This window comes from Pseudomonas sp. MIL9, from assembly GCF_016887925.1.
Taxonomy (GTDB): domain Bacteria; phylum Pseudomonadota; class Gammaproteobacteria; order Pseudomonadales; family Pseudomonadaceae; genus Aquipseudomonas; species Aquipseudomonas mohnii.
In genome coordinates, this window is the sequence record NZ_JAFEHE010000011.1 from 236952 (window position 1) to 263329 (window position 26378).

20 protein-coding genes and 2 pseudogenes are annotated in these 26378 nt (G+C 59.6%); 9 read left to right on the plus strand and 13 right to left on the minus strand.

Annotated elements, in window-relative coordinates; genetic code table 11:
• The first annotated feature begins 72 nt into the window (after nt 1-72).
• Nucleotides 73-525 (plus strand): glycine zipper domain-containing protein, encoded by a 453-nt coding sequence (locus JQF37_RS14670; protein WP_223272605.1) that lies wholly within the window; start codon nt 73-75, stop codon nt 523-525.
• Between the two features lie 320 nt (nt 526-845).
• Nucleotides 846-1541 carry an HAD-IA family hydrolase gene (locus JQF37_RS14675; protein ID WP_130203652.1) on the plus strand — a complete coding sequence of 232 codons (696 nt, stop codon included), beginning with the start codon at nt 846-848 and terminating at the stop codon, nt 1539-1541.
• 50 nt (nt 1542-1591) lie between these two features.
• Here the strand turns inward: JQF37_RS14675 and JQF37_RS14680 are convergent, their stop codons facing one another.
• The 6 genes and pseudogenes from JQF37_RS14680 to JQF37_RS31395 form a co-directional block, all read right to left on the minus strand.
• Nucleotides 1592-2338, minus strand: a complete 747-nt coding sequence (locus JQF37_RS14680) for a 3-oxoacyl-ACP reductase family protein (protein WP_090463902.1) — start codon at nt 2336-2338, stop codon at nt 1592-1594.
• A gap of 552 nt (nt 2339-2890) precedes the next feature.
• Nucleotides 2891-4168: an O-acetylhomoserine aminocarboxypropyltransferase/cysteine synthase family protein gene (locus JQF37_RS14685; RefSeq protein WP_130203651.1), complete on the minus strand. Its 1278-nt coding sequence runs from the start codon at nt 4166-4168 to the stop codon at nt 2891-2893.
• A gap of 179 nt (nt 4169-4347) precedes the next feature.
• A pseudogene (locus JQF37_RS31835) lies at nt 4348-4458 on the minus strand (helix-turn-helix domain-containing protein); the annotation flags it as partial.
• 234 nt (nt 4459-4692) lie between these two features.
• Nucleotides 4693-5940, minus strand: coding sequence for an SfnB family sulfur acquisition oxidoreductase (locus JQF37_RS14690; protein ID WP_130203649.1), 1248 nt, complete (start codon nt 5938-5940; stop codon nt 4693-4695).
• 11 nt (nt 5941-5951) lie between these two features.
• Nucleotides 5952-6554 (minus strand): OmpW family outer membrane protein, encoded by a 603-nt coding sequence (locus tag JQF37_RS14695; RefSeq protein ID WP_223272602.1) that lies wholly within the window; start codon nt 6552-6554, stop codon nt 5952-5954.
• A gap of 301 nt (nt 6555-6855) precedes the next feature.
• A pseudogene (locus JQF37_RS31395) lies at nt 6856-6969 on the minus strand (hypothetical protein); the annotation flags it as partial.
• Nucleotides 6970-7333: 364 nt separating this feature from the next.
• Between JQF37_RS31395 and JQF37_RS14705 the strand changes: the two are divergent.
• Nucleotides 7334-9496 carry a methyl-accepting chemotaxis protein gene (locus JQF37_RS14705; protein ID WP_130203647.1) on the plus strand — a complete coding sequence of 721 codons (2163 nt, stop codon included), beginning with the start codon at nt 7334-7336 and terminating at the stop codon, nt 9494-9496.
• Between the two features lie 279 nt (nt 9497-9775).
• Here the strand turns inward: JQF37_RS14705 and JQF37_RS14710 are convergent, their stop codons facing one another.
• From JQF37_RS14710 to JQF37_RS14720, 3 genes are all read right to left on the minus strand, one after another.
• Nucleotides 9776-10504, minus strand: a complete 729-nt coding sequence (locus JQF37_RS14710; RefSeq protein ID WP_130203646.1) for an aspartate/glutamate racemase family protein — start codon at nt 10502-10504, stop codon at nt 9776-9778.
• A gap of 57 nt (nt 10505-10561) precedes the next feature.
• Entirely contained in the window at nt 10562-12103 is a 1542-nt protein-coding gene (locus tag JQF37_RS14715; protein ID WP_130203645.1) for an NCS1 family nucleobase:cation symporter-1, read from the minus strand.
• 565 nt (nt 12104-12668) lie between these two features.
• The gene (locus JQF37_RS14720; protein ID WP_103402608.1) at nt 12669-13409 is read right to left on the minus strand and encodes a phosphoadenylyl-sulfate reductase; all 741 of its coding nucleotides are present in this window, start codon (nt 13407-13409) and stop codon (nt 12669-12671) included.
• Between the two features lie 162 nt (nt 13410-13571).
• On the opposite strand from JQF37_RS14720, the gene thrH reads away from it, so the two are divergent.
• Entirely contained in the window at nt 13572-14189 is a 618-nt protein-coding gene (gene thrH / locus JQF37_RS14725; protein WP_130203644.1) for a bifunctional phosphoserine phosphatase/homoserine phosphotransferase ThrH, read from the plus strand.
• 124 nt (nt 14190-14313) lie between these two features.
• On the opposite strand, the gene pabB is transcribed toward thrH, so the two are convergent.
• The 4 genes from pabB to JQF37_RS14745 form a co-directional block, all read right to left on the minus strand.
• Entirely contained in the window at nt 14314-15657 is a 1344-nt protein-coding gene (gene pabB / locus JQF37_RS14730; RefSeq protein ID WP_130203643.1) for an aminodeoxychorismate synthase component I, read from the minus strand.
• Nucleotides 15658-15856: 199 nt separating this feature from the next.
• A complete protein-coding gene (locus tag JQF37_RS14735; protein WP_130203642.1) occupies nt 15857-16843 on the minus strand; it encodes an alpha-L-glutamate ligase-like protein in 987 nt (328 codons plus the stop codon).
• Nucleotides 16843-18378, minus strand: a complete 1536-nt coding sequence (locus tag JQF37_RS14740; RefSeq protein ID WP_047531531.1) for an inactive transglutaminase family protein — start codon at nt 18376-18378, stop codon at nt 16843-16845. The genes JQF37_RS14735 and JQF37_RS14740 overlap by 1 nt, the downstream gene beginning before the upstream one ends.
• Before the next feature lie 5 nt (nt 18379-18383).
• The gene (locus JQF37_RS14745) at nt 18384-18920 is read right to left on the minus strand and encodes an ATP-dependent zinc protease (protein WP_047531528.1); all 537 of its coding nucleotides are present in this window, start codon (nt 18918-18920) and stop codon (nt 18384-18386) included.
• A gap of 303 nt (nt 18921-19223) precedes the next feature.
• On the opposite strand from JQF37_RS14745, the gene JQF37_RS14750 reads away from it, so the two are divergent.
• The 5 genes from JQF37_RS14750 to prpF all read left to right on the plus strand — a co-directional run bounded on the left by JQF37_RS14750 (nt 19224) and on the right by prpF (nt 26240).
• Complete coding sequence (locus JQF37_RS14750; protein ID WP_189340169.1) at nt 19224-19940, plus strand: GntR family transcriptional regulator; 717 nt, start codon at nt 19224-19226, stop codon at nt 19938-19940.
• A complete protein-coding gene (gene prpB / locus JQF37_RS14755; RefSeq protein ID WP_090323977.1) occupies nt 19937-20827 on the plus strand; it encodes a methylisocitrate lyase in 891 nt (296 codons plus the stop codon). Before JQF37_RS14750 ends, prpB begins: the two co-directional genes overlap by 4 nt.
• 237 nt (nt 20828-21064) lie before the next feature.
• The gene (prpC, locus tag JQF37_RS14760) at nt 21065-22192 is read left to right on the plus strand and encodes a 2-methylcitrate synthase (RefSeq protein WP_130203640.1); all 1128 of its coding nucleotides are present in this window, start codon (nt 21065-21067) and stop codon (nt 22190-22192) included.
• Between the two features lie 196 nt (nt 22193-22388).
• The gene (gene acnD, locus JQF37_RS14765; RefSeq protein WP_204149691.1) at nt 22389-24983 is read left to right on the plus strand and encodes a Fe/S-dependent 2-methylisocitrate dehydratase AcnD; all 2595 of its coding nucleotides are present in this window, start codon (nt 22389-22391) and stop codon (nt 24981-24983) included.
• Nucleotides 24984-25049: 66 nt separating this feature from the next.
• A complete protein-coding gene (prpF, locus tag JQF37_RS14770; protein ID WP_130203638.1) occupies nt 25050-26240 on the plus strand; it encodes a 2-methylaconitate cis-trans isomerase PrpF in 1191 nt (396 codons plus the stop codon).
• Nucleotides 26241-26378: the final 138 nt, after the last annotated feature.

Sequence of the window (26378 nt, forward strand, 5' to 3'; positions counted from 1 at the left end):
GTTTATGAACGATTTTCTCTACGTTGCCTCCAAGTGTTAAGCCCATTGAATGCGAGGTTCACCATGACAGCTATGACTGAAGGCAAGGAAGTGAAGATGTCCGGCCGTTTGAGGTTGCCAGCGCTGGTTTTAGGCCTGTTGCTCACACCACTGGCGATGGCGGCCGGTGACGGTACGGCGGCGGTCGGCGGTGGTCTTGGTGGTGCGCTGGGTAACGTGGTCGGTGGGCAAATGGGTGGCAGCACGGGGGCCGCTATCGGTGCCGGTGTAGGTGGTGCGGCAGGCAGCGCGGTCGGCGCGCCCAAGGGCAGTCGTACGGAAGCCGCGATTGGCGGTGGATTGGGTTCCGCAGGTGGCTCGGTGATCGGCAACAGCCTCGGCGGCTCCACCGGATCGACCATCGGCGCAGGCCTGGGCGGGGCAGCGGGTGGTGCGGTCGGCAACAATCTGGGGAGCGACAACGGCAGTTCCCATTCCGGTGGGGGTCATAAACACAAGAATAAACACAGAAACAAACATCACTGATGGGACATCGCACTCCCCCCAGAACCCGGCCAGGCGCCGGGTTTTTCGTTTCCGTCAGCAGGGCGCAGGAATGTTTGACTGAAGGTCGTCTCGAACGTCATACATCCCCAAGAGCTTGCGGCGAGCCGAGTTGACTGGCGGTCGATCCTCCCGCCGACGATCTCCACGGCACGGGTGCGAACGCGAACGACAGCCGCCCTTCGAATTTTGCCCGTTGCCCTGAGCCAACTGCGCTCGCTATGCTGCTGAAACCTTTAATCAGTCATCGAGCCGGCCGTCACCGAGCCGCCTGGGATGTCGTTGAAAACGGATCAGATGCGATGAATGCACCGCTGGATGAATTCGGCCCGATCAAGGCTGTGATATTCGATATGGACGGCTTGTTGCTGGACACCGAGGGCATCTACACCGAGGTCACGTCTATCATTGCCGGGCGCTATGGGCGGACTTTCGACTGGCGCGTCAAGCAGAACATCATCGGTCGTGGCGCGGACGATCTGGCGCGCTATGTGGTCGAGGCGCTGGATCTGCCCATGACTGCCGAAGAGTTTCTGGTGATGCGCGAACCCCTGATGCGCGAGCGTTTTCCTACCGCGCTGGCCATGCCTGGCGCACAGGAACTGGTACGGCATCTGAAGGCCAACAATGTCCCCATTGCGGTGGGCACCAGCTCTTCGAGCCAGTCGTTCGGTCAGAAAACCACCTTGCACCGCGACTGGTTCGCGCTGTTCGACACCATCGTCACGGCCGATGACCCGGAAGTCGGTGCAGCCAAACCGGCGCCGGATATTTTTCTCACCGCAGCCCGGCGCCTGGGTGTCGCCCCGCAGGATTGCCTGGTGTTCGAAGATTCACCCTTCGGTGTCACGGCGGCGAAAGCGGCGGGGATGACGGCGATTGCCATTCCCGATGCGGCAATGGCTGACGAAAAATACGCACACGCCGATGGCATTCTTCGTACGTTGAAAGCATTCAAGCCAAGTGCTTGTGGTTTGCCGGCGCTCGAGTGGGCCTGATAATGGACAATGTGGGAGCAAGCTCCCACATTTGATTGACGTCTAATGCATCAGGCGCCGAAACCACCATCGATGGTCAGGCTCGCACCGGTGATGTAGCCCGCCTCGGGGCCGGCGAGGTAGGCGACGAAACTGGCAATCTCTTCGGCTTTGCCATAACGGCCGACGGCCATCAATGGAATCAGGCTGTCGGCGAAGTCACCGTCGGCCGGGTTCATGTCCGTGTCGACCGGTCCCGGTTGCACGTTGTTGATGGTGATGCCTTTCGGGCCAAGATCGCGGGCCAGGCCCTTGGTCAGGCCGACCAGTGCCGACTTGCTCATGGCGTATGGGCCACCACCGGCAAAGGGCATGCGATCGGCATTGGTGCTGCCGATGTTGATGATCCGACCGCCAGCGGTCATGTGCCGGGCGGCGGCCTGGGTGGCGATGAACACGCTGCGCACGTTGATAGCCAGGGTCTGGTCGAAGTCTTCGAGTTTGAAATCCTCCAGTGGCGCAACGGCCAGCACGCCAGCGTTGTTGACCAGGATATCCAGCTGTCCGAAGGCGTCTACCGTGGCGGTCACGGCGCCACGAATGGCGTCGGCGTCGGCGCTGTCAGCCTTGATGGCCAGGGCTTTGCCGCCGTCAGCGATGATGCTGTTCTGCAACGCTTCGGCCTTGGCCGTGGAGCTGACATAGGTAAAGGCGACGGTTGCGCCTTCAGCGGCCAGTCGCTTGACGATGGCTGCGCCAATGCCACGGGAACCGCCTTGAATCAAAGCCACTTTGCCGCTGAGGTTCTGAGTAGTCATATCGATCTCCAAAGTCCCGAGGCGAGATTGCCTTGGTTGAGGGAGCCTAGTATCGATTCGGGATTGCACGCTGTCTTCAGTGCTCAATAAAAAACAAAATCAAGTCTGAGCTAATCAAGATCTTGGAATAAACAGGTCTTCAGAAGATGTAGCGGAACTGCATTAATTATCGAAATTACTAAGACGAAGCCATATTAAGATAGATTCAAGACGTCTGTGGTGCCGCCAAAAAATGATTGAAAAAACGATGAGTTAGCAATGTTTGGTTGGTTAGGGGGTGTATTGAAAAGTTTAAGGAGAGGCGACTTTTTATAGTCGATTGAAGGTCGGCGGTCAGAGGAAGATTATCAATCACTCTTCCTCGGCGATGCCAGAAGCGCAGATGAAAAACGCCAAGCAATGAAGTCCTGTTACCCTCCAACTCCACGCCCCCAGTTGGCGTGGAGTTTTCTGACATGCATCAAGGCACCCAGTTCTCCAGGGTGAGTCCATCATCCTTTTTGTCTGGGCAAATCCAAGCCGACATCCCTGCAGCATGCATGCTGCTCGCCCTCAGAGATGAGTTGAATCCAGCGCTTGCTGCAAGTCGTCTATCAGGTCTTCAATCGCCTCAATGCCTACCGAAAGACGAATCATTTCTGGCTTCACCCCGGCCTTCGCTTGTTCCTGTTCGTTCATCTGCCGATGGGTAGTAGAGGCCGGATGGCAGGCCAGAGACTTCGCGTCACCGATGTTCACCAGGCGTTTGAAAATTTGCAGAGCGTCGTAGAAACGGACACCTGCTTCATAGCCGCCCTTCAAGCCAAACGACAGGATCGCCGATGGTTTGCCCTGCATGTACTTCTGCGCCAGTGCGTGGTGTGGATGGTCCGGCAGGCCGGCGTAACTGACCCATTCAACCTCAGCGTGACCTTGCAGGAATTGCGCAACCTTCATGGCGTTTTCGGTGTGTCGTTCCATGCGCAGTGCCAGGGTTTCCAGGCCTTGCAGTAGCAGGAACGCGTTCATCGGTGCCAGCGCCGCTCCAGTGTTGCGCAGTGGCACAGTGCGGGCGCGCGCGATGAAGGCGGCGGGGCCGAATTTCTCGGTGTACACCACGCCGTGATACGCCGGTTCGGGCTGGTTGAGACCGGGAAATTTTTCCGGGTATTGGCTCCAGGGGAAGGTGCCGCTGTCGACGATCACACCCCCCAGGGAATTGCCGTGGCCGCCGACATATTTGGTCACCGAGTGCACGACAATGTCGGCACCGAACTGGATCGGCTTGCACAGGATCGGCGTAGCCACGGTGTTGTCAACCATCAGTGGCACACCACGGGCGTGAGCGACATCGGCTAGAGCTTCCAGGTCGATGATATTGCCCGCCGGGTTGCCGATGCTTTCGCAGTACACCAACTTGGTGTTGTCATCGATCAGTTCTGCGATGGCCTCGGCGGAGTCGTTTCGGGCAAAACGAACATCCACGCCGAAGCTCGGCAGAAGGTGAGCGAACAGGGTGTACGTACCACCATAGAGTTGCGGGGTGGTGACGATATTGTCACCGGCGCGGGTCAGGGTCTGGATCGCATAGTGAATTGCGGCACTGCCAGCCGAGACGGCCAGGGCCGCGATACCACCTTCGAGGGCGGCAATGCGTTGCTCCAGCACATCGTTGGTGGGGTTCATGATCCGCGTGTAGATATTGCCGGGCACGTCCAGGTTGAACAGGTCGGCGCCGTGCTGGGCGTTATCGAATTCGAAGGCGACGTTCTGATAGATCGGCACGGCGACGGCCTTGGTGGTCGGGTCCGACTTGAAGCCGTGGTGCAGCGCGATGGTTGCGTCTTTCATGATTTTTATCGATCTCCTTTAAGCGTCCCGGATGTTGTGTCAACAGAACTTCGATTAAACCGATACCCAGTTCCGAGTCGGTATTGTCCACTTTTTGCTGATGTTGTTCAGCACCCTTGCTCGGTCAGACGAAAGCGCCCTGGTACAAGCGCCGCTCGCTCAACAGGACGCCAGTGCCATCTGACCCATTTTCGGATGGTGTTTCTTGACCGCCCAGTACGCTTGGCTATCTGGTTGCGCGAGCGCTTGTCGCGGAAATATTTCCGCTGGATTTTTCCCAACATTTCCATGCCGATCACCCTGTGTCCTCCTGCTCGAAAAGTGAACGGAAATAGTTGAGCACCCAGGTCAGTTTTCGGTCAGCGGCAACACTGACAGTTCCAAGCCATTTGCAGGCTCACTCATTCTCTACCGAAGAGGGCGGTGAAAAATGCCCGTCTATTGCGATACGGGCATCGTTATGGCGGCTTGGTTTTCATCAGGCCTGATTTACGGTCTTTTTCAGGCTCTAACGAAACCTGGGATTAAAGCCATGGGTGACGAGGGGGCTTTATATTGTTTAGCACGTAGTTACCTATCGCATGGAACTTCCAACGCACAGGATCGTGGAGGGTATGGGTTCGAGCGTTACGCCAATGACGATCAAGGCCATATTCCTCTAATGTCGCGCGAGTACCTGCCAGTTCAAACAACTTGTTGCTGGCAAGAATAGCGACCTCAGTGGTGAGAATCTTGGCTTCGGCAGTCAGGATGGATGCCTGTGCAACACTGTCTTCACTCGGCTCAAGCAAGGCGTGATCAATGGCGTCGGCAGCAAGGTCGAGCACCGCTTCCGCGGCGCGTAACCGAACTTGGACATCGCCCACTTGCTGCAGGATATAAGGATCTTGCGTGGCGGCTTCCAGGCCTGAGTCAATCCAGGGCCGAGTGAAGCTGCGCACGTATTTCAGGGCGTCTTCCAGGGCACTGCGGGCAAGGCCTGCGTCGATGGCGGCCTGGAGGAACTGGGAGATCGGCCCTGCAGCGGTAGGGTTGGCAAATGCGCGCCAGATCGGGATGACATGACTGGCTGGTACGCGGACCTTGTCGATCAGCACTGTGCCGCTTGCGGTGGTGCGCAGGCCGAAGCTGGACCAGTCGTTGACTACCTTGAGCCCTGAGGTATCGCGCGGGACGATGGCCAGATGCGGCAAGCCTTCATCATTGACCGCGACGATTGGAATCCAGTGCGCCAGTAAGGCCCCGGTGGAGAAAAACTTCTGCCCTTCGACGATGAAGTCGTCGCCCTCTGCGCTGATTTTTGTCTGGAACTCTGCAACGTTGCGCCCGCCACGTTCGGAGAAGGCGTTGCCAAAGCGAGTGCCGGACAGCGCGAGGTCGAAGAAAAAGCGCTTCTGCTCCTCGGTGCCGTCCAGAGCAATGTGGGCGAGAATGACAAAATGGTTCTGAGGCAATTGCCCCAGCGAAGCATCGGCGGCCGCGATCAGCTTGAATACTTCGGCCACTGTGCGGTAGCTGGCCCCTAAACCGCCGAACGACTTGGGCACGATGATGCTCCACAGGCCGCTTTGTGAATAGGAGTCCAGTTCGGCGAATGGCAGTCGGCGTTCACGGTCGCGCTGGATCGTCTCTTGGGCGAACTGGTTGGCCAGGCGCTTGGCGGCATCAATGGCCTGGGCCTCGCTTTCCAGGCGAGTGGCGGGTGTTTTTGACTGGATCTGCAGGTACGGATCGCTCAGGCTGGCGGTATCGACTTTAGGTAATGAGCTCATGATTATTTCCTTTAGAAGCGGTAGCCGAGATTAAGGGTGTAGATGGTGGGGTCGACATCGACACTGCCGACCTTGGTGCCAGCGATTTTTACGTCGCTGTTGATCTTCGCGTAACGCACATCGGTGCCCAGACTCCAGTGTTCGTCGATGGCGAAATCCACTCCGGCCTGAAAGGCTGCGCCCCACGAGTCGGAGAGCTCAAGTTTGGTGCCGTTGTCCAGGTGCTCGTCGAAGAAGTGGGTGTAGTTGATGCCTACGCCTACGAAGGGCTGCACTTTGGCGCCGGGCAAGAAGTGGTACTGAAGAGAAACAATCGGCGGCAAGTGGCGGGTGCTGCCAACCTTGTCTCCGTTGAGCTTGATGTCGTGCTTGAACGGTAGGCCGCCCAGTAGGTCGATGGCCCAATTGGGGGTGAGGAAGTAGGCGATATTGAAGGTTGGCCCGACAGAACTATTGATGTCGATCGTCCCGGGGGAGATGTTGCCAGGGTCGGAGGTCGGCACAATGTCACTGATGCCTACGCGCACTTGCCACGGACTTTCTGCGTAGACCAGTGGCGCCGCGACACATAGCAGGGCCCCAAGGGTTGTTCGTCTTAGCCATCGATACTGCATAAAGCACTTCCTTGATTCCAAATATAACGGACTGCGTTTTACCAACGCCGATAGATAGGGTTTGCTCCACCACGTCCGTACATCCGGTATGCAGGGCAGCACAAGGCCTGGGTGCAGGCTTTATGCCATCTTATAACTTATTGTTTTTAAAGGAATTTCAATCGGAATGGTTAGGCGAAAGTGTCTGTCGAGTGACAGTGTTGATGAAGTTCTGTTGCTGGGCCGACAGTCGGTTTACTGTGGTGCGCAATAGACGAAGGCCAGCACGAGCGCTGGCCTTCGTAGGGGGACATCAGATTTTTCAGGCGGTCTGCTGGCTGCCACTTCCGATCTGCCAGACAGAAGGTGGTTCGGTGCCGTAGATCTCCCGGTCGCCGATGATCCGCTCTTTGTAGATCAACGGGTTATGCGAGGCCTTGCCGGCCACTGCGTTTTCAAACACAGAAGTACCGCTGCCGGGGCTGTCGTACGGGGTGCCGTTGGCGCCCCATTGCTCGCCCTGACGGCTGATGCGGGTAGTCGTATGCCGCCCTGTTAGTGAGCACGTATTGCATCGTGCACTTTTTTGATTCACGAATGTTCCATTCGGATAGCGAGCTCAACGACCTTCTACCCCTCTTTGCTGCTACCAAGCGCGGGCATCCTTCAACTTGGAGGATCCCGCGTAATCCAACACTGAGTCATGAGCTCTTGAGCGTCAGCGATGGATAGCAAGCTTTCGAATTGGCGTGGTAATTGCCTGCAAGTTTGGTACTTGCATGTCGCCCTTGGGGAAGTGAATGTCGCTATCAAGCAACTCTATGCAGTTATCCTCCGCCGAAAAGCGCTGGTTACCCTGGTTTGGCAAGACCGGAAAACTGGCGATGGGCTGGTCCTGCCGACTCAATCGGCCTGTCTACCCGGTGATGGAGCAGACATTCGAGGCTATCGCCGAAACCCGAGTCAAATTGCTGCACAATTGGACTCGGGAGCACTGGGAGCACTTGTCCGAACTGGCTACGACCCTTAGCCGCGACTTTTCCCATCTCGACAATCATTCGCTGCTGGACAAGCTTGGTCAGGCCGAGGATTTTTCCGAACTCTTTGTCGTCGATACAGAAGGCGCAGTCATCGTCTCGACTTGGAGTGGTCATAGCAAAAGCAGCCTCTGCAACGCCAAAGCACTGGCCGAAGGTTTGAAGGCTCCGTTTCTCCACGGCCCCTACAGTGATCCCCTGACCTTGCAGATTGGCCCCTCATCCTCGCGCTTTCACGATGAGGTCACGCTGATGTTCTACCTGCCCTTGAAGGCTGACGGCAAAGTACTTGGCTGTCTCTGCGGCCGCGTGCCAAATGATGTCTTGGGCGACCTGATCCAACGCGAAGCCGGGCATATTTTTGCCGAGTCGGGGGATAACTACCTGTTCATGGTTCAGTCTCGATTCGATCCGGTGATCCAACCTGGTGTCGCACTGTCCCGCTCACGCTTCGAGGACGGCACGTTCACCCACGGCGAGAACCTCAAAACGGGCGTACGGACTCCCTGGAAGACCGTGCAGGTGCAGCGCCACACAGAACTGGAACTGCGCTTCACCGACCCGGCGACCCAGCAACTGCACCCAGGTGTGCGGGAAACCATTCGAACCGGTTCCAATCTGTTCGTCACCTATCCAGGTTACTCGGACTACCGGCACATTCCGGTGGTCGGCAAGGGCGTTACTTTCCAACTGCCCGGTTCGCCTGACCGCTGGGGCATGATGTGCGAAGCGGATCTGGAGGAAGTCTATCGACGGCGTTCGCTGAGTTACGGGTTGATGAAACCTTACCTGGCAACCATGGTGGGCCTGTTCGCCTGCAATTTCCTGGTCCAGCACTACAGCGGTCTGGAGCAGAACCTGATCGATGCTGGCGAGATTTTGAGCATGCTGGCGGCTGCGGTCCTGTTCAGCACTTTTGGCCCGAAGCGGTTGGCTGCGCGCCTGAACGAAATGACCGGTGTGATCAGGACTATCGCTGAAGGCGAGGGCAATCTGCGTCAGCGACTTGATACCACGCGTATGGCCAACGATGAAACCGGAGATATGGGCCGTTGGATCAACAGTTTTATCGACCATCTGGATGCAGTTGTCGGGCAGGTGATCAAGGCCAGCCATAGCGTCGGCAAGACCAACCAATTGATGCTCGGTCGCAGCCAGGATGCCAGTCTCACCTCCAGCGAAGTCGCAGAGGCGGTGCATCACATGATGATCATTGTCGAAGAGCAGTTGGGCGAGATCCAGCAAGCCTCGGCCAGTGCCGAACAAATGAAGCAAGCGATGGATGAAGTGGTCAGCCGAGCGCGCGAGCAATTTCTCGCGGTACAGGTGGGGACCCAATCAATTCGCGACGTCGTGGAGCGGTCCTCTTCGAGTGTGCAGTTGCTTGACAGCCGGATGGCACAAATCGGCAATATCACCGGCCTGATCAGCGACATCACCAATCAGACCAATCTGCTGGCGCTGAACGCCGCCATTGAGGCCGCCCGCGCCGGCGAACATGGTCGTGGTTTTGCGGTGGTTGCCGATGAAGTCAGAACCTTGGCCACACGAACATCCCGCGCCGCCGACGACATCCGGCAGATGGTCGAAGGCCTGCAAAACGAAACGCAAATAGCCGTGGGATTCATGGAGAACGGAGTCAAGGATGTTGACAACAGCTTGCGCCTGGCCGAAGAGGCATCCTCGGAAAATGTGCAACTGCATCAGGCAGTGGAAAGCATGTTCAGCATTATTCAGCAGCTTAATGAGCGCAGCCTTGATTATGGAAAAACAATCAAACAGGTCGATCAGTCATCCGCAGAGATGCGCCAGACGGTGATCGTGCTGCAGACCAGTGCGGAAACGGTAAGGCTTGACGCCAACAAGTTGCAAAAACTGGTGGGGCTGTTCGAGGTGAGCAACAACTCCCGGCAAAATGCTGCTTGAAGCTTTGCCGCGTACTTCCCATTGCCGCAAACAGACCCCAAGGCCTTTTATTTTTCGATGCCGTTGAGCATTTGTCCTCCCTAACCCAGGCGCATGGTTACCTTCATTGAGCAGGTAACCCTGTGTAAACCAAAAGTTGATAGTGGTCGCTATGGAAACCTTCAGCAGTGTTTCCGGCTCCCACAGTTTTTGTGTCGTTCCACAATGATGCATACGACACCTGACTATGGGAGCGAGGGTTGCCTCAGGCGGTGTTCCGATGATTAACGATAACGCGGTCTACCTGCCAAACCGCCCCGGCCAGCCAATGATGGTTTTCGGCCGAGGCGTCGCATAAGTCCGTACCTTCGACGTCGACAACCCGAGCCGCACCAGGGATTCGGCAATGGTCACCGCCGCCGTTACGCCGTCCACCACCGGCACTCCCGTGCGTTGGCGAATCTGTTCATCCAGCCCGGCCATGCCGCCACAGCCGAGGCAAATCACTTCGGCCTTGTCCTGGGCCACCGCCAGTTCGGCCTGATGCACGATAGCCTCCAGTGCGCGTTGCGGTTCGTGCTCCAGTTCAAGTACCGCCAGACCGCTGGCCCGCACCGACGCGCAACGATCCCAGAGCCCGGACAGTTTGAGGCGATCCTCGATCAGCGGCACCGTGCGGTCGAGGGTGGTGACCACCGAATAGGCATGGCCGAGAAACATCGCGGTGCTCGCCGCCGCATCGGTGATGTCCACCACCGGCACGTTAAGCAGTTCCTGCAAGCCTTCGCGGCCGTGCTCGCCGTAGCCGGCCTGAATCACGGCGTCGAAGGGCTGGTCGTAGGACATCACCCGATCCATCACGGCAATGGCCGCCAGATAACTTTCGAAGTTGCCTTCGATGGAGTCGGCACCGAAGTGAGGGGTCAGGCCGACGATTTCCGTGCCGGGGGCTGCAACGGCCTGGGCCGAGCGGGCGATGGCCTGGGTGATGGATTCGGTGGTGTTGACGTTGACCACGAGAATTCGCATGGGGAGTCCTTATAGTGCAGTGGTTCTGCGGCCCGGGCATACCGGGCCTCCAGGTGATTAATGACTGACGTTGTCGACCGCAATGGCTTCGCCGCTGACATCGGCGTAGTGCGGTTGGCGTTTGGCGATGATCAGGTAGAGCATTCCGGCAATCCCGGCGCCGATCAGCCAGGAGAACGGCGAAACGAGGTGGAAGCCCGGCACCAGCGCCAGGACGATGGCGATCAGGGCGGCGGGAATGAACGCCGCCACGGCGCGCAAGTTGACCCCGCGGCTGTAGTAATAGGCGCCGTTCGGGTCTTCGCTGTAGAGTTGTGGCACGTTGACCTGACCTTTTCGCACCAGCCAGTAATCGACCATGATCACGCCATACAACGGCCCGAGCAGGGCGCCGAGGCCAGACAGGAAGTACACGATCACCAGCGGGCTGTTGTAGAGGTTCCACGGCAGGATCAACACGGCGATGGTCGCGCTGATCAGCCCGGCCCGGCGGAATGTCAGGTATTTCGGCGCCAGGTTGCTGAGCACGAAGGCCGGGGCGACGAAGTTGGCCATGATGTTGACGGCGACTGTGACGATCAGGAACGCCAGGCAACCGAGCACCAGGAAGAAGGTGTTGGGGATCGAGGCGATAATTTCTGTAGGACTTTCAATAATGTGGCCATTGATCTGGAATTGCGCGCCGCACAGCAGCACGGTGATCGCGGCAAACACCAGAATGTTGACCGGCAGGCCCCAGAAGTTGCCGACCTTGATGGTCTTGCGGCACGGCGAAGAGCGGGCGAAGTCGCAGAAGTTCAGGATCAGCGTGCCGTAGATCGCCAGCCACAGCGCGCCGCCGGCAAAGATGTTGCGCCACATCTCGCCACCGGTCAGTGGTTCGCGGATCGACCAGGCGATGGTTGCATTGGCCTGGGTGTACATCCACGCGGCGAGTGCCGCGACGGTCAGCAGGATCACCGGCCCGGCAAAGGCCTCGTAGCGTCGAACCATCTCCATGCCATAGGCGAGGATCGCCAGTTGCACGAACCAGATCGCCACGAAGCACACCCAGCCCAGGGTCGACAAACCGAGGATCGAGTTGTGGTCGTAATCGGCGAAACCGGGGTGGACGGCGGTCAGTAATACGCGGAACACCACCGAGGCCAGGTACGTCTGAATGCCGAACCAGGCGATGGCGATAACGGCGCGGATCAACGCGGGAATCTGCGCGCCGTGGATACCGAAGCTGATGCGGCTGATGACCGGGAACGGCACCCCGGTCTTCTGGCCCATGTAGCCGGAGAGGTTCATGAAGCAATACACCAGTGCCGCGCCGATCCCCAGGGACAGCAGAATCTGCCAGCCGCCCAGGCCCAGGGCATAGAGACCGATGGCGAACGAATAGTTGGCGATGTTGTGAACGTCGTTGGTCCACAGGGCAAAGATGCTGTAGCGACCCCAGCGCCGGCCTTCGGCCTTGGTCGGCGCCAGGTCTTTGTTGTGCAGGCGCGGGCTGAGTGCCACGGGGGATTGCAGGGTTGGGTCACCAGGCGTGTGCGTGACGTGGGAGGAGGGTAGATCCAGCGCGATATTGTTGTTGGAGAGACTTGTACGCATTCCGGCAGGCTCCTGATGCTCGACGCCGCGATGACTGTGCATGAGCGCAAGGCTCGACAAATCTTCGTCGCGGGTGGCGAATACCATGGGTTACGGGGCATCTGCAGCCTGTACGGGATAGGGCACTTCAGGCTTGCGGATCTGGTGTGTGTATGTTTTGAATTGATTGTATACAAAACATGTATGCACCTTTGCCAGATCTATGCCAGCCAGGAATCTATAAATTCGCCTGCTCATTTCGTTTTGTTATGAGTTGGCGCTAAGTAACTGAAAAAAAGGCGATATAAATTGACCGTTCGAACAGGTATTTATTTTTCGACAGGCTTTGTGGGAAAGGTCGACGCAGAAGGTCGGAAAGGCAGGATGTAACTTTTTCGGGCGCGGAAACTAAAAGTGCACACATAAATGGCACTGATGGTGACATTCCTGTGTACACATTTTTGGGTGGGGCACGCCCCCTGCAGGAGCGAGCCTGCTCGCGATGGTCGTTAACGATAGCGCTGGAAACCTGACGCCCCGCGGCGTTCTCGGGTTCATCGCGAGCAGGCTCGCTCCTACTGTGGGTTTACGCTTTGGACTTGCTGATGATGTTCCCGGCATGCAGCCCGCATTCCTTCTGCGTGGCTTCTTCCCACCACCAGCGGCCTTCGCGTTCGTGCTGGTTCGGCAGCACCGGACGGGTGCAGGGTTCGCAGCCGATGCTGATGAACCCGCGCTCATGCAGGCTGTTGTACGGCAGCTCCAGCATGCGGATGTAGCCCCAGATCTCTTCGCTGGTCATTTGTGCCAGCGGGTTGAATTTGTACAGGGTGCGCTCCGGGGTGGAAAACGCGCCGTCGATTTCCATCACGGCGACTGCGCTGCGAGTGCCGGGGCTCTGATCGCGGCGCTGGCCGGTGGCCCAGGCTTTCACGCCGGACAGCTTGCGACGCAGCGGCTCGATCTTGCGGATGCCGCAGCATTCGCCATGGCCGTCCTTGTAGAAGCTGAACAGGCCCTTTTCCTTCACGAACGGTTCAAGTTTGGTGTAGTCCGGCGACACCAGTTCGATGTCGATCTTGTAGTGCTCGCGCACTTGATCGATGAAACGGTAGGTCTCGGGGTGCAAGCGACCGGTGTCGAGGCTGAACACCTTGACGTTCTTGTTCAGCTTCCAGGCCATGTCCACCAGCACCACATCCTCGGCGCCGCTGAAAGATATCCACAGGTCATCGCCAAACTCGGCGAAGGCGAGTTTCAGGATGTCCTGGGCGGATTTACTGGCATAGGTCGTGGCGAGTTCCACGACGTCGAACGTTGGGCTCATCAGGGCGGCTTCCTACAGGTCATTGGCGCTGGGCGCTCTATATGGGCCGATGGTAACAAAAAGCTGCGCCGGTCGGGGTGTCCTCTGCGTTGCGCGGTGGGGGAGTAATCGCTAGAGTTCGGGCTCGCTCGACTCAATAAACAATACAAATGGGAGTGTCTTGTGGAAATTGCCTGTCTGGACCTTGAAGGTGTGCTGGTCCCGGAAATCTGGATCGCCTTCGCCGAAAAAACCGGGATCGAATCCCTCAGGGCCACCACCCGGGACATTCCCGACTACGACGTGTTGATGAAGCAGCGCCTGCGGATTCTCGACGAACACGGCCTGAAGCTCGCTGATATCCAGGAAGTGATCGCCACGCTCAAGCCGCTGGACGGCGCCATCGAATTCGTCAACTGGCTGCGTGAGCGCTTCCAGGTGGTGATTCTGTCGGACACCTTCTACGAGTTTTCCCAGCCGTTGATGCGTCAACTGGGCTTCCCGACCTTGCTGTGCCATCGTCTGATCACCGACGATGCCGGCCGGGTGACCAGCTATCAGTTGCGTCAGAAAGATCCGAAGCGCCAGTCGGTGTTGTCCTTCAAGAGCCTGTATTACCGGGTGATTGCTGCCGGCGATTCCTACAACGACACCACGATGCTGGGCGAGGCCGATGCCGGCATTCTGTTCCATGCACCGGAAAACGTAATCCGCGAGTTCCCGCAGTTCCCGGCGGTGCACACCTTTGAAGACCTGAAACAGGAATTCATCAAGGCTTCCAACCGCGCCCTGAGCCTGTAACACGCCCCCCTGCAGGAGCGAGCCTGCTCGCGATGAGCGTCAACGATCACGCGTCTGGTCTGAACGCGAGCGGGGTCTTCAGGTTCATCGCGAGCAAGCTCGCTCCTACAGGGAATGGTGTGAGTTAGAGGCTTTGCAGGGTATCGAGCAACACCTTCACCTTGGTGATCGATTCCTGATATTCGGCTTGCCACTCGGAATCGGCGACAATCCCGCCGCCGCCCCAGCAACACACCTGCCCATCTTTCATCAGCAAGCTGCGAATGGCGATGGAGCTGTCCATCTCGCCACGCACGTCCAGATACAGCAGCGAGCCGCAATACAATCCGCGCCGGGTCGGTTCGAGCTCGTCGATGATCTGCATCGCACGAATTTTCGGTGCCCCGGTAATCGAGCCGCCGGGGAAGCTGCCGGCGATCAAGTCCAGCGCGTCGCGATCATCGGCCAATTGGCCGGTCACGCTGCTCACCAGGTGATGCACGTTGGGGTAGCTTTCCAGGCTGAACAATTCCGGTACCCGTACCGAGCCCGTTCTGCAGGTCCGACCGAGATCGTTGCGCAGCAGGTCGACGATCATCAGGTTTTCCGCGCGATCCTTGGCGCTGGCCAGCAGTTCGGCGGCATTCGCCGCATCTTCGGCGGGTGTGACGCCGCGAGGGCGAGTGCCTTTGATCGGCCGGGTTTCAACCCGTCGCTCACTGACTTTGACGAAACGCTCCGGCGACAGGCTCAGCACGGCGGCGCCGTCGGGCAGGCTCTGGAAGCCGGAAAACGGTGTCGGGCACGCCGCCCGCAACGCGCAGTACGCGGCCCATGGATCACCCTGGCAGGGGGCGCGGAAGCGCTGGGCGAAGTTGACCTGATAGCAGTCACCCGCCTGGATGTATTGCTGAATGCGCTCGATGGCGTGGCGATATTGATCGGCGCTCAGGTCGGCACTCATCGGCCCTTGCAGTTTGAAAGCCTCGACCGGTTCAATCGCAGGCTGCTCGAACAGCTGAATCAAACGCTCGCGCTCGCTGTCCGGCAGCGCCGGATGAAACACCAACTGACTGGTCTGCCGTTGGTGATCGCTGATCAACGCCCAGTCGTACAGGCCAAAGTGCGCATCCGGCAGTTGCAGGTCGTCCAGGGCCTGGCTTGGCAGGTGTTCCAGATGGCGGCCGAAGTCGTAGCTCAAGTAGCCGATCAAGCCGCCAGCGAACGGCAGTTCACAGGCCGAAGGCAGGGACGCTTCGCCGAGCCGCGTCAGGTTTTCCCGCAGGCGTTGCAGGAAATCAGCGCCGCTTTCGTCAGGCAATACCGTCAGTTGTTCCAGCGGCCAGGCGCTGAGCAGGTCATAGCGCCCGCGTTCGGCACTCGGCCGGCCGCTGTCGAGCAGCACGGCACCGGGGGCATGGCGGATGGCCGCGAAGTACTCGGCAGGGTTGGCGCGATAGGGAAGCGGGTGTACGGAACAGGTCAACATGAGTGAGGGCGATCGGCCGTTGAGGCGGGGTGGCGATTGTAGTCCCCTCGGGGAATTGCTCCTAGAGGGGACGTCGGGGATTGGCAGATTGGAGGCAGGCTTGAGTGATTCAGTCATCGCGAGCAGGCTCGCTCCCACAATGCAATGAGTACTTCTGTGGGAGCGAGCCTGCTCGCGAATGGGGCACCTCGGTCCCTAATTATCCCTCAACCGCAGGGATATGCCCGAACATCTCCTGCACAAAGGCTACGCGCTCTTCTACGGTTTCGGTCACGCCGCGAGCCTTCAGGTCTTCGAGTCGCGCTTCGACCGCATGGGTGCGCAGGGTCAGGCCGCAGTCGTTGGCAATCTGGATGTTCAAGCCCGGCCGGGCGTTGAGCTCCAGGATCAACGGACCTTTTTCCTGGTCCAGCACCATGTCGACACCGATGTAGCCCAGGCCACACAGCTCGTAGCACCCGGCGGCGAGTTTCATGAAGCCGTCCCAGTAGGGCAGTTGCACGCCGTCAACCGCGTTGGTGGTGTCCGGGTGTTTGTTGATGATGTTGTTCAGCCAGGTGCCGCGCAAGGTCAGGCCGGTGGCCAGGTCGACACCGACGCCGATGGCGCCCTGGTGCAGGTTGGCCTTGCCGCTGGACTGGCGGGTCGGCAGGCGCAGCATGGCCATCACCGGGTAACCCATCAGCACGATGATGCGGATGTCCGGCACGCCTTCATAACTGATGCTCTTGAAGATCTGGTCCGGGATCACCCGGTATTCGATCAATGCCCGGTCGCGATGCCCGCCGAGGGAGTACAGGCCAGTCAGGATGCTGGAGATATGGTGCTCGATCTCCTCGTGACTGATGATCTTGCCCGATACCGTGCGAAAGCGGCCCTCGAAGCGGTCGGCAACCACAATGATGCCGTCACCGCCGGCGCCCTGGGCCGGTTTGATCACGAAGTCGTTGCGTTCGCCGATGATCTCGCCGAGCTTGTCGATTTCCTTCTCGGTGGAAATCACGCCATACAGTTCCGGCACATGAATACCGGCGGCGATGGCACGCTCCTTGGTGAGGATCTTGTCGTCGACGATCGGGTACAGGCTGCGCTTGTTGTACTTGAGCACATAGTCCGCGTTGCGTCGGTTGATCCCCATGATGCCCCGCGCTTCCAGGGCCTTCCAGGTCTTCCAGAAGCCGAGCATCAGCTGTCAGCCTTCTTCAGGAAGGCCTTGAACCGCACCAGTTCGGTCAGGCGATAACCGCGATAGCGACCCATCGCCAGCATGAAGCCCACCATGATCAGCAGGATCGCCGGGAAGGTGAAGACGAAGTACACCAGCTCCGGCACGGTCATGATCAGGTGCGCCAGGGAGGCGGCGAAGAGCGTGCCGATCGCCACTTTCATGGCGTGGCTGGCGCCGCGTTCTTCCCAGGTGATCGACAGGCGTTCGATGGTCATGGTCAGGATCACCATCGGGAACAGCGCCACGGACAACCCGCGCTCCAGGCCAAGCTTGTGGCTGAACAGGCTGATGGCCGCAATCAGTACCACCACGAACGTCAGCACCACGGACAGCCTCGGCAGCATCTGCAGCTTCAGGTGTTCGAGGTAGGAACGCAGCGACAGCCCCAGCGCAGTGATGATGGTAAACAGCACGATGCCGAAACCGAGCTGGGTCTCGCGGAAGGCCAGGGCGATCAGCACCGGGGTAAAGGTGCCCAGTGTCTGCAGGCCGACCAGGTTGCGCAGGATCAGGATCACCAGTACGCCGATCGGGATCATCACCATGATCATGAAGGTCTGCTGGGTTTGCAGCGGCAGGCCGTACAACGAGTATTCGAGGAAGTTGGCGTCAGTGTTTTCGTCGGTCAGCTTCGCCAGGCGAATGGCGTTCATTTCACTGTTGTTCAGGCTGAAGGTCACGTTGGCCTTTTTGCCGCCATCGACGGTGATCAGGTTTTCGTCACCGGTCCACCACAGCAGGCGGTCGGTCGGCAGCCCCTGTTCACCGGTTTCCGGGTTGAAGTACAACCAGTCGGTGCCGTTGAAGCTGCGCAGCCAGAGTTCCGGGGTTTGCGGCTGGTCGGCCACCAGGCGAATGGTGTGGACTTTCTCGATGGGCACGTGGGCGATGGACAGCAGCAGTTCGACGATGCGGGCCTTGTGCACGGTCGAAGGGTCACCGGCCAGCAGCAGCTTCACGTTGTCGTCGTTGAGATTGTTGACACGCTTGATGGCTTCGCCGATGAACGTCTCGACGTCGGCCGAGTGTTGGCGAATCGGTGCGAGCAGGGCTTCGGCAGCGATTTTTTCCGGACCTTCCACGGCGATGCTGTCGCGGAAAGTCGGGCCCTTGACCTTGGACTTTTCGCCGGAGTACCGCTTGGTCAGCACCAGGCGGTAATACAGCGTCTGGTTGCCCTTGGCCCGGCGTGCCGACCAGGTGACCTTGCGATTGCCGTCGACCCGGTTCACGGCGACACCATAGTTATTGGAGATGAAGCTCTCGTTGAGGCTGACGAAGTCGCGGCTCAGGGGCGGCACGAACATCTGGATCTTGACCGGGTCCTTGGCGCTGGCGACGAACTCGACCTTGGCGTCGATGTTCCACAAGTCGTCGGTGGCGTCTTCGGTGACCGGGATCCCGAGCACGAAGATCTGATAGGCCGTGACTGAAATGCCCAGGATCACCAGGATGGCGATCAGCAGTTTCAGATGGAGGGTAAGAGAGCGCATTTAAATTACTCTGCGGTATGAGCGTCGGTGGTGCAGGCGGGTTTGCCGGCAGCATATTTAAGGCTGGGGTCGACCAGCGCGTCGAAGCGTTTGAGCGCTTCGGAGCCAATCAGGAGCGGGTATTGGAAAGCGCTGCGGTCGGTCAGGTTCACTTCGATGCTGCGCAGGGCCGAGCCCATGCAGATATCCAGCTCGATCACCGGGCGGGCCGTGTATTTCTTGCCTTCTTCCGGGTCGTAGTCGCCGGCTCGACGCTTGATCTTGCTGACCCGGGCCAGCGGTCGTTCGATCGGGTGCGAATGGGCGGCGTCGATGGCCAGATAGAAACGCACCCACGATTCGCCATTGCGTTTGAATCGCTTGATGTCGCGGGCGCTCAGGGAAGCGGTTTTCGCTCCGGTATCAAGCTTGGCGGCCACTTCGAGGTCGATACCGCCCAGGGACGCGTATTCATTGAGGCCGTATACGGTCTTTTCCCCTGCCGCCGCGAAGCCGGGCAGGCAAAGAAAATAAAGGAATGTGGGGAAGGGCTTGAGTCTCATAAATCCTGGTGCGCAGCGGTCCGTACTTCGATTCAAGGCCCTGGCATCGCTGCACAAGTTCCCTCGTATGCCTATCAGGGTTTTATGACAGACAGTGCAGATGCGGCAAACAAATGCGGGCGGCATTCTAGCACGGTGGTTTTGTGGCGCCAGCGCTGACCGGCGGCTATAAACAGCGGTTCATGTGTGGTGATGGTGCAGACGGTTATTAGACGATTGTCGACAATATCTAATTATCCTTTGACTAAGACGCCTTGATTCGCTAGTTTTTGCGGCATTAGCTTTCAAGGTGTCGACAATATGCTGGATCAACTCGATCCCCCGCTGGTAACCCAAGATGATTCGGAAACACTTTCCGAAAACGTCTTCCGGCGCATTCAGGCGGCCATCGTCAAGGGTGAGATCGCCCCGGGCAGCAAAATCTCCGAGCCAGAGCTGGCGCGCACCTATGGCATCAGCCGTGGTCCGCTGCGCGAAGCCATCCACCGCCTCGAAGGCCAGCGCCTGCTGGTGCGTGTTCCCCACGTCGGTGCTCGGGTGGTGTCGCTGAACCATGCCGAATTGCTGGAACTTTACGAAATCCGTGAGTCCCTCGAAGGCATGGCCTGTCGCCTGGCCGCCGAGCGCATGACCCTCGAAGAAATCGACGAACTGCGCCAGGTTCTCGAAACCCATGAACGCGATGAGGCGTTTCAGGCCGGCCGTGGCTATTACCAGCAGGAAGGCGATTTCGACTTCCATTACCGAATCATCCAGGGCAGCGGCAACCGTACCCTGACGCAAATGCTCTGCGGCGAGCTGTATCAGTTGGTGCGCATGTACCGCATTCAGTTTTCCACGACGCCCAATCGCCCGCACCAGGCCTTCGCCGAGCACCACCGAATTCTCGATGCCATCGCCGACCGTGACGGTGAACTGGCCGAGTTGTTGATGCGCCGCCACATCGGCGCTTCCAAACGCAATATCGCCCGTCATTATCAGGACGGCGCCAACCCGACAGCCAAACGAGGTGAGTCATGAGTTTGAACAAGAGCACTCCAGGCCAGCGTTTCCGCGATGCGGTCGCCAGCGAGCATCCATTGCAAGTGGTCGGCGCGATCAACGCCAACCACGCGCTGCTGGCCAAGCGCGCCGGTTTCAAGGCGATCTACCTGTCGGGTGGCGGGGTGGCTGCCGGTTCCCTTGGCGTACCTGACCTGGGCATCACCGGCCTGGATGACGTGCTGACCGACGTGCGCCGCATCACCGACGTCTGCGACCTGCCGCTGCTGGTGGACGTGGACACCGGTTTCGGCTCCTCGGCGTTCAACGTCGCCCGTACCGTCAAGTCGATGATCAAGTTCGGCGCGGCGGCGATCCACATCGAAGACCAGGTCGGCGCCAAGCGTTGCGGCCACCGTCCCAACAAGGAAATCGTGTCGCAGCAGGAAATGGTCGACCGCATCAAGGCCGCCGTCGATGCCCGTACCGATGACAGCTTCGTGATCATGGCCCGTACCGACGCCCTGGCAGTGGAAGGTCTGGAATCTGCCCTGGATCGCGCCGCCGCGTGCATCGAGGCCGGCGCTGACATGGTGTTCCCGGAAGCCATCACCGAACTGGAAATGTACAAGCTGTTCGCCAGCCGCGTGAAAGCGCCGATCCTGGCCAACATCACCGAATTCGGCGCGACACCGCTGTACACCACCGAGCAACTGGCCGGTGCCGACGTATCGCTGGTGCTGTACCCGCTGTCGGCTTTCCGCGCCATGAACAAGGCTGCCGAGAACGTCTACACCGCGATTCGCCGCGACGGCACGCAACAGAACGTCATCGACACCATGCAGACTCGCATGGAGCTTTACGATCGCATCGACTACCACACCTTCGAACAGAAGCTCGACGCGTTGTTTGCGGCGAAGAAGTAATGAACACCCTGTACCTGTAAACCTGCAGCCGCGACTGCAACGGTACCTGTAGGAGCGAGCTTGCTCGCGATGGACGTCAACGATAACGCGGGGAGCCTGATGCCCCGCGGTGCAGCGTCCATCATCGCTAGCAAGCTAGCTCCTACAGGGAATCCAGCGATCACGCGATCAGACAGTCCGGCAACCAGGTAGACAGACAAAGAATCTCTGACAAATTCAAGAAGACTGGAGACAGTAATGGCCGAAGCAAAAGTACTCAGTGGCGCCGGACTCCGTGGCCAGGTTGCCGGGCAAACCGCACTGTCCACCGTGGGCCAGTCGGGCGCAGGCCTGACCTATCGCGGCTACGACGTTCGCGAACTGGCGGCTGACGCACAATTCGAAGAAGTCGCCTACCTGCTGCTGTACGGCGAATTGCCGAGCAAGGCCCAACTGGCGGCATACATCGCCAAGCTGAGCAAACTGCGCGACCTGCCGCAAGCGCTGAAAGAAGTGCTGGAACGCATCCCTGCCGACGCCCACCCGATGGACGTGATGCGCACCGGTTGCTCGTTCCTGGGCAACCTGGAACCGGAGCTGGACTTCTCCGAGCAACACGACAAGACCGACCGCCTGCTGGCCGCGTTCCCGGCGATCATGACCTACTGGTATCGCTTCAGCCATGATGGCAAGCGCATCGACTGTGTGACCGACGAGCCGTCCATCGGTGGTCATTTCCTGCACCTGCTGCACGGCAAGAAGCCGAGCGAGTTGCATGTCAAAGTGATGAACGTGTCGCTGGTTCTCTACGCAGAGCACGAGTTCAACGCTTCGACCTTCACCGCACGGGTTTGCGCATCGACCCTGTCCGACCTGTATTCCTGCATCACCGCGGCTATCGGTTCGCTGCGCGGTCCGCTGCACGGCGGCGCCAACGAAGCGGCGATGGAAATGATCGAGCGTTTCTCGTCGCCTGAAGAGGCGGTCGAGGGCACCCTCGGCATGCTGGCGCGCAAGGACAAGATCATGGGCTTCGGCCACGCGATCTATAAGGACAACGATCCGCGCAACGAGGTGATCAAGGGCTGGTCGAAAAAACTCGCCGACGAAGTGGGCGACAAGGTGTTGTTCCAGGTTTCCGAAGCCATCGACGCCACCATGTGGGAGCAGAAGAAACTGTTCCCGAACGCCGACTTCTACCATGCCTCGGCGTACCACTTCATGGGCATCCCGACCAAGTTGTTCACGCCGATCTTCGTCTGCTCGCGCCTGACCGGCTGGGCCGCCCACGTGTACGAACAACGCGCCAACAACCGCATCATCCGCCCGAGCGCCGAGTACATCGGCGTCGAGCAGCGCAAGTTCGTGCCAATCGAACAACGCTGACCGGGGAGGGGCCTGCACCGGGATCTGAATTCAACGCAGATCCCTGTAGGAGCGAGCCTGCTCGCGATGGAATGTCATACACATTGGTGTCGACTGACACACCATCGCGAGCAGGCTCACTCCCACAGTGGAAAGTGTTGACTTCATGCCCGGTGCCAGCCCCACCCTTTGTAATTACCGTGACCGAGTCCTGACGATGAACACAAAATTTCGCAAATCGCTGCCTGGCAGCCACCTGGATTACTTCGATGTCCGTGCGGCTGTCGAAGCCATTCAGCCAGGCGCCTACGACACCCTGCCGTACACCTCTCGCGTGCTGGCGGAAAACCTTGTGCGTCGCTGCGACCCGGCCACGCTTACCGAATCCCTGAAGCAGTTCATCGAGCGCAAGCGCGACCTCGACTTCCCGTGGTTCCCGGCCCGCGTGGTGTGCCACGACATCCTCGGCCAGACCGCGCTGGTCGACCTCGCCGGCCTGCGTGACGCCATCGCCCTGCAAGGTGGCGACCCGGCGCAAGTGAACCCGGTGGTGCCGACCCAATTGATCGTCGACCACTCCCTGGCCGTCGAGCGTGGTGGCTTCGATCCGCAAGCGTTCGAAAAGAACCGCGCCATCGAAGACCGTCGTAACGAAGACCGTTTCCACTTCATCAACTGGACCAAGAAGGCGTTCAAGAACGTCGACGTGATCCCGCCGGGCAACGGCATCATGCACCAGATCAACCTGGAGAAAATGTCTCCGGTGATCCAGGTCCGTGACGGCGTGGCGTTCCCCGATACCTGCGTCGGCACCGACAGCCACACCCCGCACGTCGATGCGCTGGGTGTGATCGCCATCGGCGTTGGTGGCCTGGAAGCGGAAAGCGTGATGCTCGGTCGCGCATCCTGGATGCGTCTGCCGGAAAGCGTCGGGGTTGAACTGACTGGCAAGCTGCAGCCGGGCATCACTGCCACCGACATGGTGCTGGCGCTGACCGAGTTCCTGCGCAAGCAAAAAGTCGTCGGCGCCTGGCTGGAGTTCTTCGGCGAAGGCGCTGCCGCGCTGACCCTCGGCGACCGCGCGACCATCTCCAACATGGCCCCGGAATACGGCGCCACGGCGGCGATGTTCTACATCGACCAGCAGACCATCGACTACCTCAAGCTCACCGGTCGTGAAGACGAGCAGGTGCAGTTGGTGGAGAACTACGCCAAGACCACAGGTCTCTGGGCTGACAGCCTGAAGGACGCGCAATACGAGCGCGGCCTGACGTTCGACCTGTCCACGGTGGTGCGCAACATGGCCGGCCCGAGCAACCCGCACGCCCGTGTCGCGGTGTCGGATCTGGCGGCCAAAGGCATCTCCGGCAAGTGGGAAGATGTGCCGGGGCAAATGCCCGACGGCGCGGTGATCATCGCTGCCATCACCAGTTGCACCAATACCAGCAACCCGCGCAACGTGATCGCCGCCGGCCTGCTGGCGCGCAACGCCAACAAGCTGGGCCTGACCCGCAAGCCATGGGTCAAGTCGTCCCTGGCGCCTGGTTCGAAAACCGTGGCGCTGTACCTGGATGAAGCCGGCCTGACCACCGAGCTGGAACAACTCGGTTTCGGCGTCGTCGCCTTTGCCTGCACCACGTGCAACGGCATGTCCGGCGCGCTGGATCCGGTGATCCAGCAAGAGATCATCGACCGCGACCTGTACGCCACCGCAGTGCTGTCCGGTAACCGCAACTTCGACGGACGGATCCACCCGTACGCCAAGCAAGCGTTCCTCGCGTCGCCGCCACTGGTGGTCGCGTACGCCATTGCCGGCACCATCCGCTTCGACATCGAGAAGGATGTGTTGGGTGTGGTTGACGGCAAGGAAATTCGCCTCAAGGACATCTGGCCAAGCGACGAAGAAATCAACGCGGTAGTCAAAGCCTCGGTGAAGCCGGAGCAGTTCCGTCAGGTGTACATCCCGATGTTCGCCATCCACGAAGACACCGGCCCGAAAGTTGCGCCGCTGTATGAGTGGCGCGAGATGAGCACCTATATCCGCCGTCCGCCGTACTGGGAAGGCGCGCTGGCCGGCGCCCGTCCGCTCAAGGGCATGCGCCCGCTGGCAGTGCTGCCGGACAACATCACCACCGACCACCTGTCGCCATCCAACGCGATCATGCTCGACAGCGCCGCCGGTGAATACCTGGCGAAAATGGGCTTGCCGGAAGAGGACTTCAACTCTTACGCGACTCACCGTGGTGACCACCTCACCGCGCAGCGCGCCACCTTCGCCAACCCGAAACTGTTCAACGAAATGGTTCAGGAAAACGGCAAGGTCAAGCAGGGCTCGCTGGCTCGTGTGGAGCCGGAAGGCAAAGTCATGCGCATGTGGGAAGCCATTGAAACCTACATGGACCGCAAGCAGCCGCTAATCATCATCGCCGGTGCCGACTACGGTCAGGGCTCGTCCCGTGACTGGGCGGCGAAGGGCGTGCGCCTGGCTGGCGTGGAGGCGATTGCCGCTGAAGGTTTCGAGCGCATTCACCGCACCAACCTGGTGGGCATGGGCGTGTTGCCGCTGGAATTCAAGCCGGGCACCAATCGTCACACCCTGGCCATCGACGGCAGTGAAACCTATGACGTGGTGGGCGATCGCACCCCGCGCGCCGAGCTGACGCTGGTGATCCATCGCAAGAACGGCGAGCGCGTCGAAGTGCCGGTGACCTGCCGTCTCGACACCGCCGAAGAAGTGTCGATCTACGAGGCTGGCGGCGTGCTGCAACGCTTCGCCCAGGACTTCCTCGAAGAATCGGCGGTTGCCGTTTAACACGCGCAGCACAGACACGGGACCTTGAGTCCCGTGTCTTTTTCCAGATCAGGAGTAACGAGCACCATGGCTCATGCACCGCAAATCAAGATTCCCGCCACCTACATGCGCGGCGGCACCAGCAAAGGCGTGTTCTTCAGCCTGCGAGACTTGCCTGAAGCGGCCCAGGTTCCAGGCCCGGCCCGCGACGCCTTGCTGCTGCGCGTAATCGGCAGCCCCGACCCGTACGAAAAACAAATCGACGGCATGGGCGGCGCGACGTCGAGCACCAGCAAAACCGTGATCCTGTCGAAAAGCATCAAGGCCGATCACGACGTCGATTACCTGTTCGGTCAGGTCTCCATCGACAAGCCTTTCGTGGACTGGAGCGGCAACTGCGGCAACTTGTCCGCGGCGGTCGGTTCGTTCGCCATCAGCAACGGTCTGGTGGACGCCAGCCGCATTCCGCACAACGGCGTGGCCGTGGTGCGCGTATGGCAGGCCAACATCGGCAAGACCATCATCGCCCATGTGCCGATCACCAACGGCGAAGTGCAGGAAACCGGCGATTTCGAACTCGACGGCGTGACCTTCCCGGCCGCTGAAGTGCAGGTCGAATTCATGGACCCGGCGGCGGAAGAAGAGGGCGGTGGCGGGTCGATGTTCCCGACCGGCAACCTGATCGATGATCTGGAAGTGCCCGGCGTCGGCACCCTCAAGGCGACCATGATCAACGCCGGCATCCCGACGATTTTCGTCAATGCCGAGGACATCGGCTATAAGGGAACCGAGTTGCAGGGGGCGATCAACGGCGACCCGAAAGCGCTGCAGATGTTCGAAACCATCCGCGCTTATGGCGCGCTGCGCATGGGCCTGATTGCCAACATCGACGAAGCGGCCAAGCGCCAGCACACGCCGAAAGTGGCGTTCGTGGCCAAACCGGCCGAGTATGTCTCGTCCAGCGGCAAATTGGTTGCAGCGGGTGATGTCGACCTGCTGGTGCGTGCGTTGTCGATGGGCAAGTTGCACCACGCGATGATGGGCACGGCGGCTGTCGCCATCGGCACTGCGGCGGCGATTTCCGGCACCCTGGTCAACCTTGCGGCCGGCGGAGTCGAGCGCAACGCGGTGCGCTTCGGTCACCCGTCCGGCACCTTGCGCGTCGGCGCTGAAGCCAGTCAGGTGAATGGTGAGTGGACTGTGAACAAGGCCATCATGAGCCGCAGTGCGCGGGTGTTGATGGAAGGTTACGTTCGCGTGCCGGGTGATTCGTTCTGATTGACGCATAACCCAGTAGGAGCGAGCCTGCTCGCGATGCACCTGAGAGCACCGCTGGGTGTCAGGCACCCAGCGTTATCGTCGATGACCATCGTCGGAACGCCGCCCGGAGCAAGCTCGCTCCTGCAAGAGGGAATC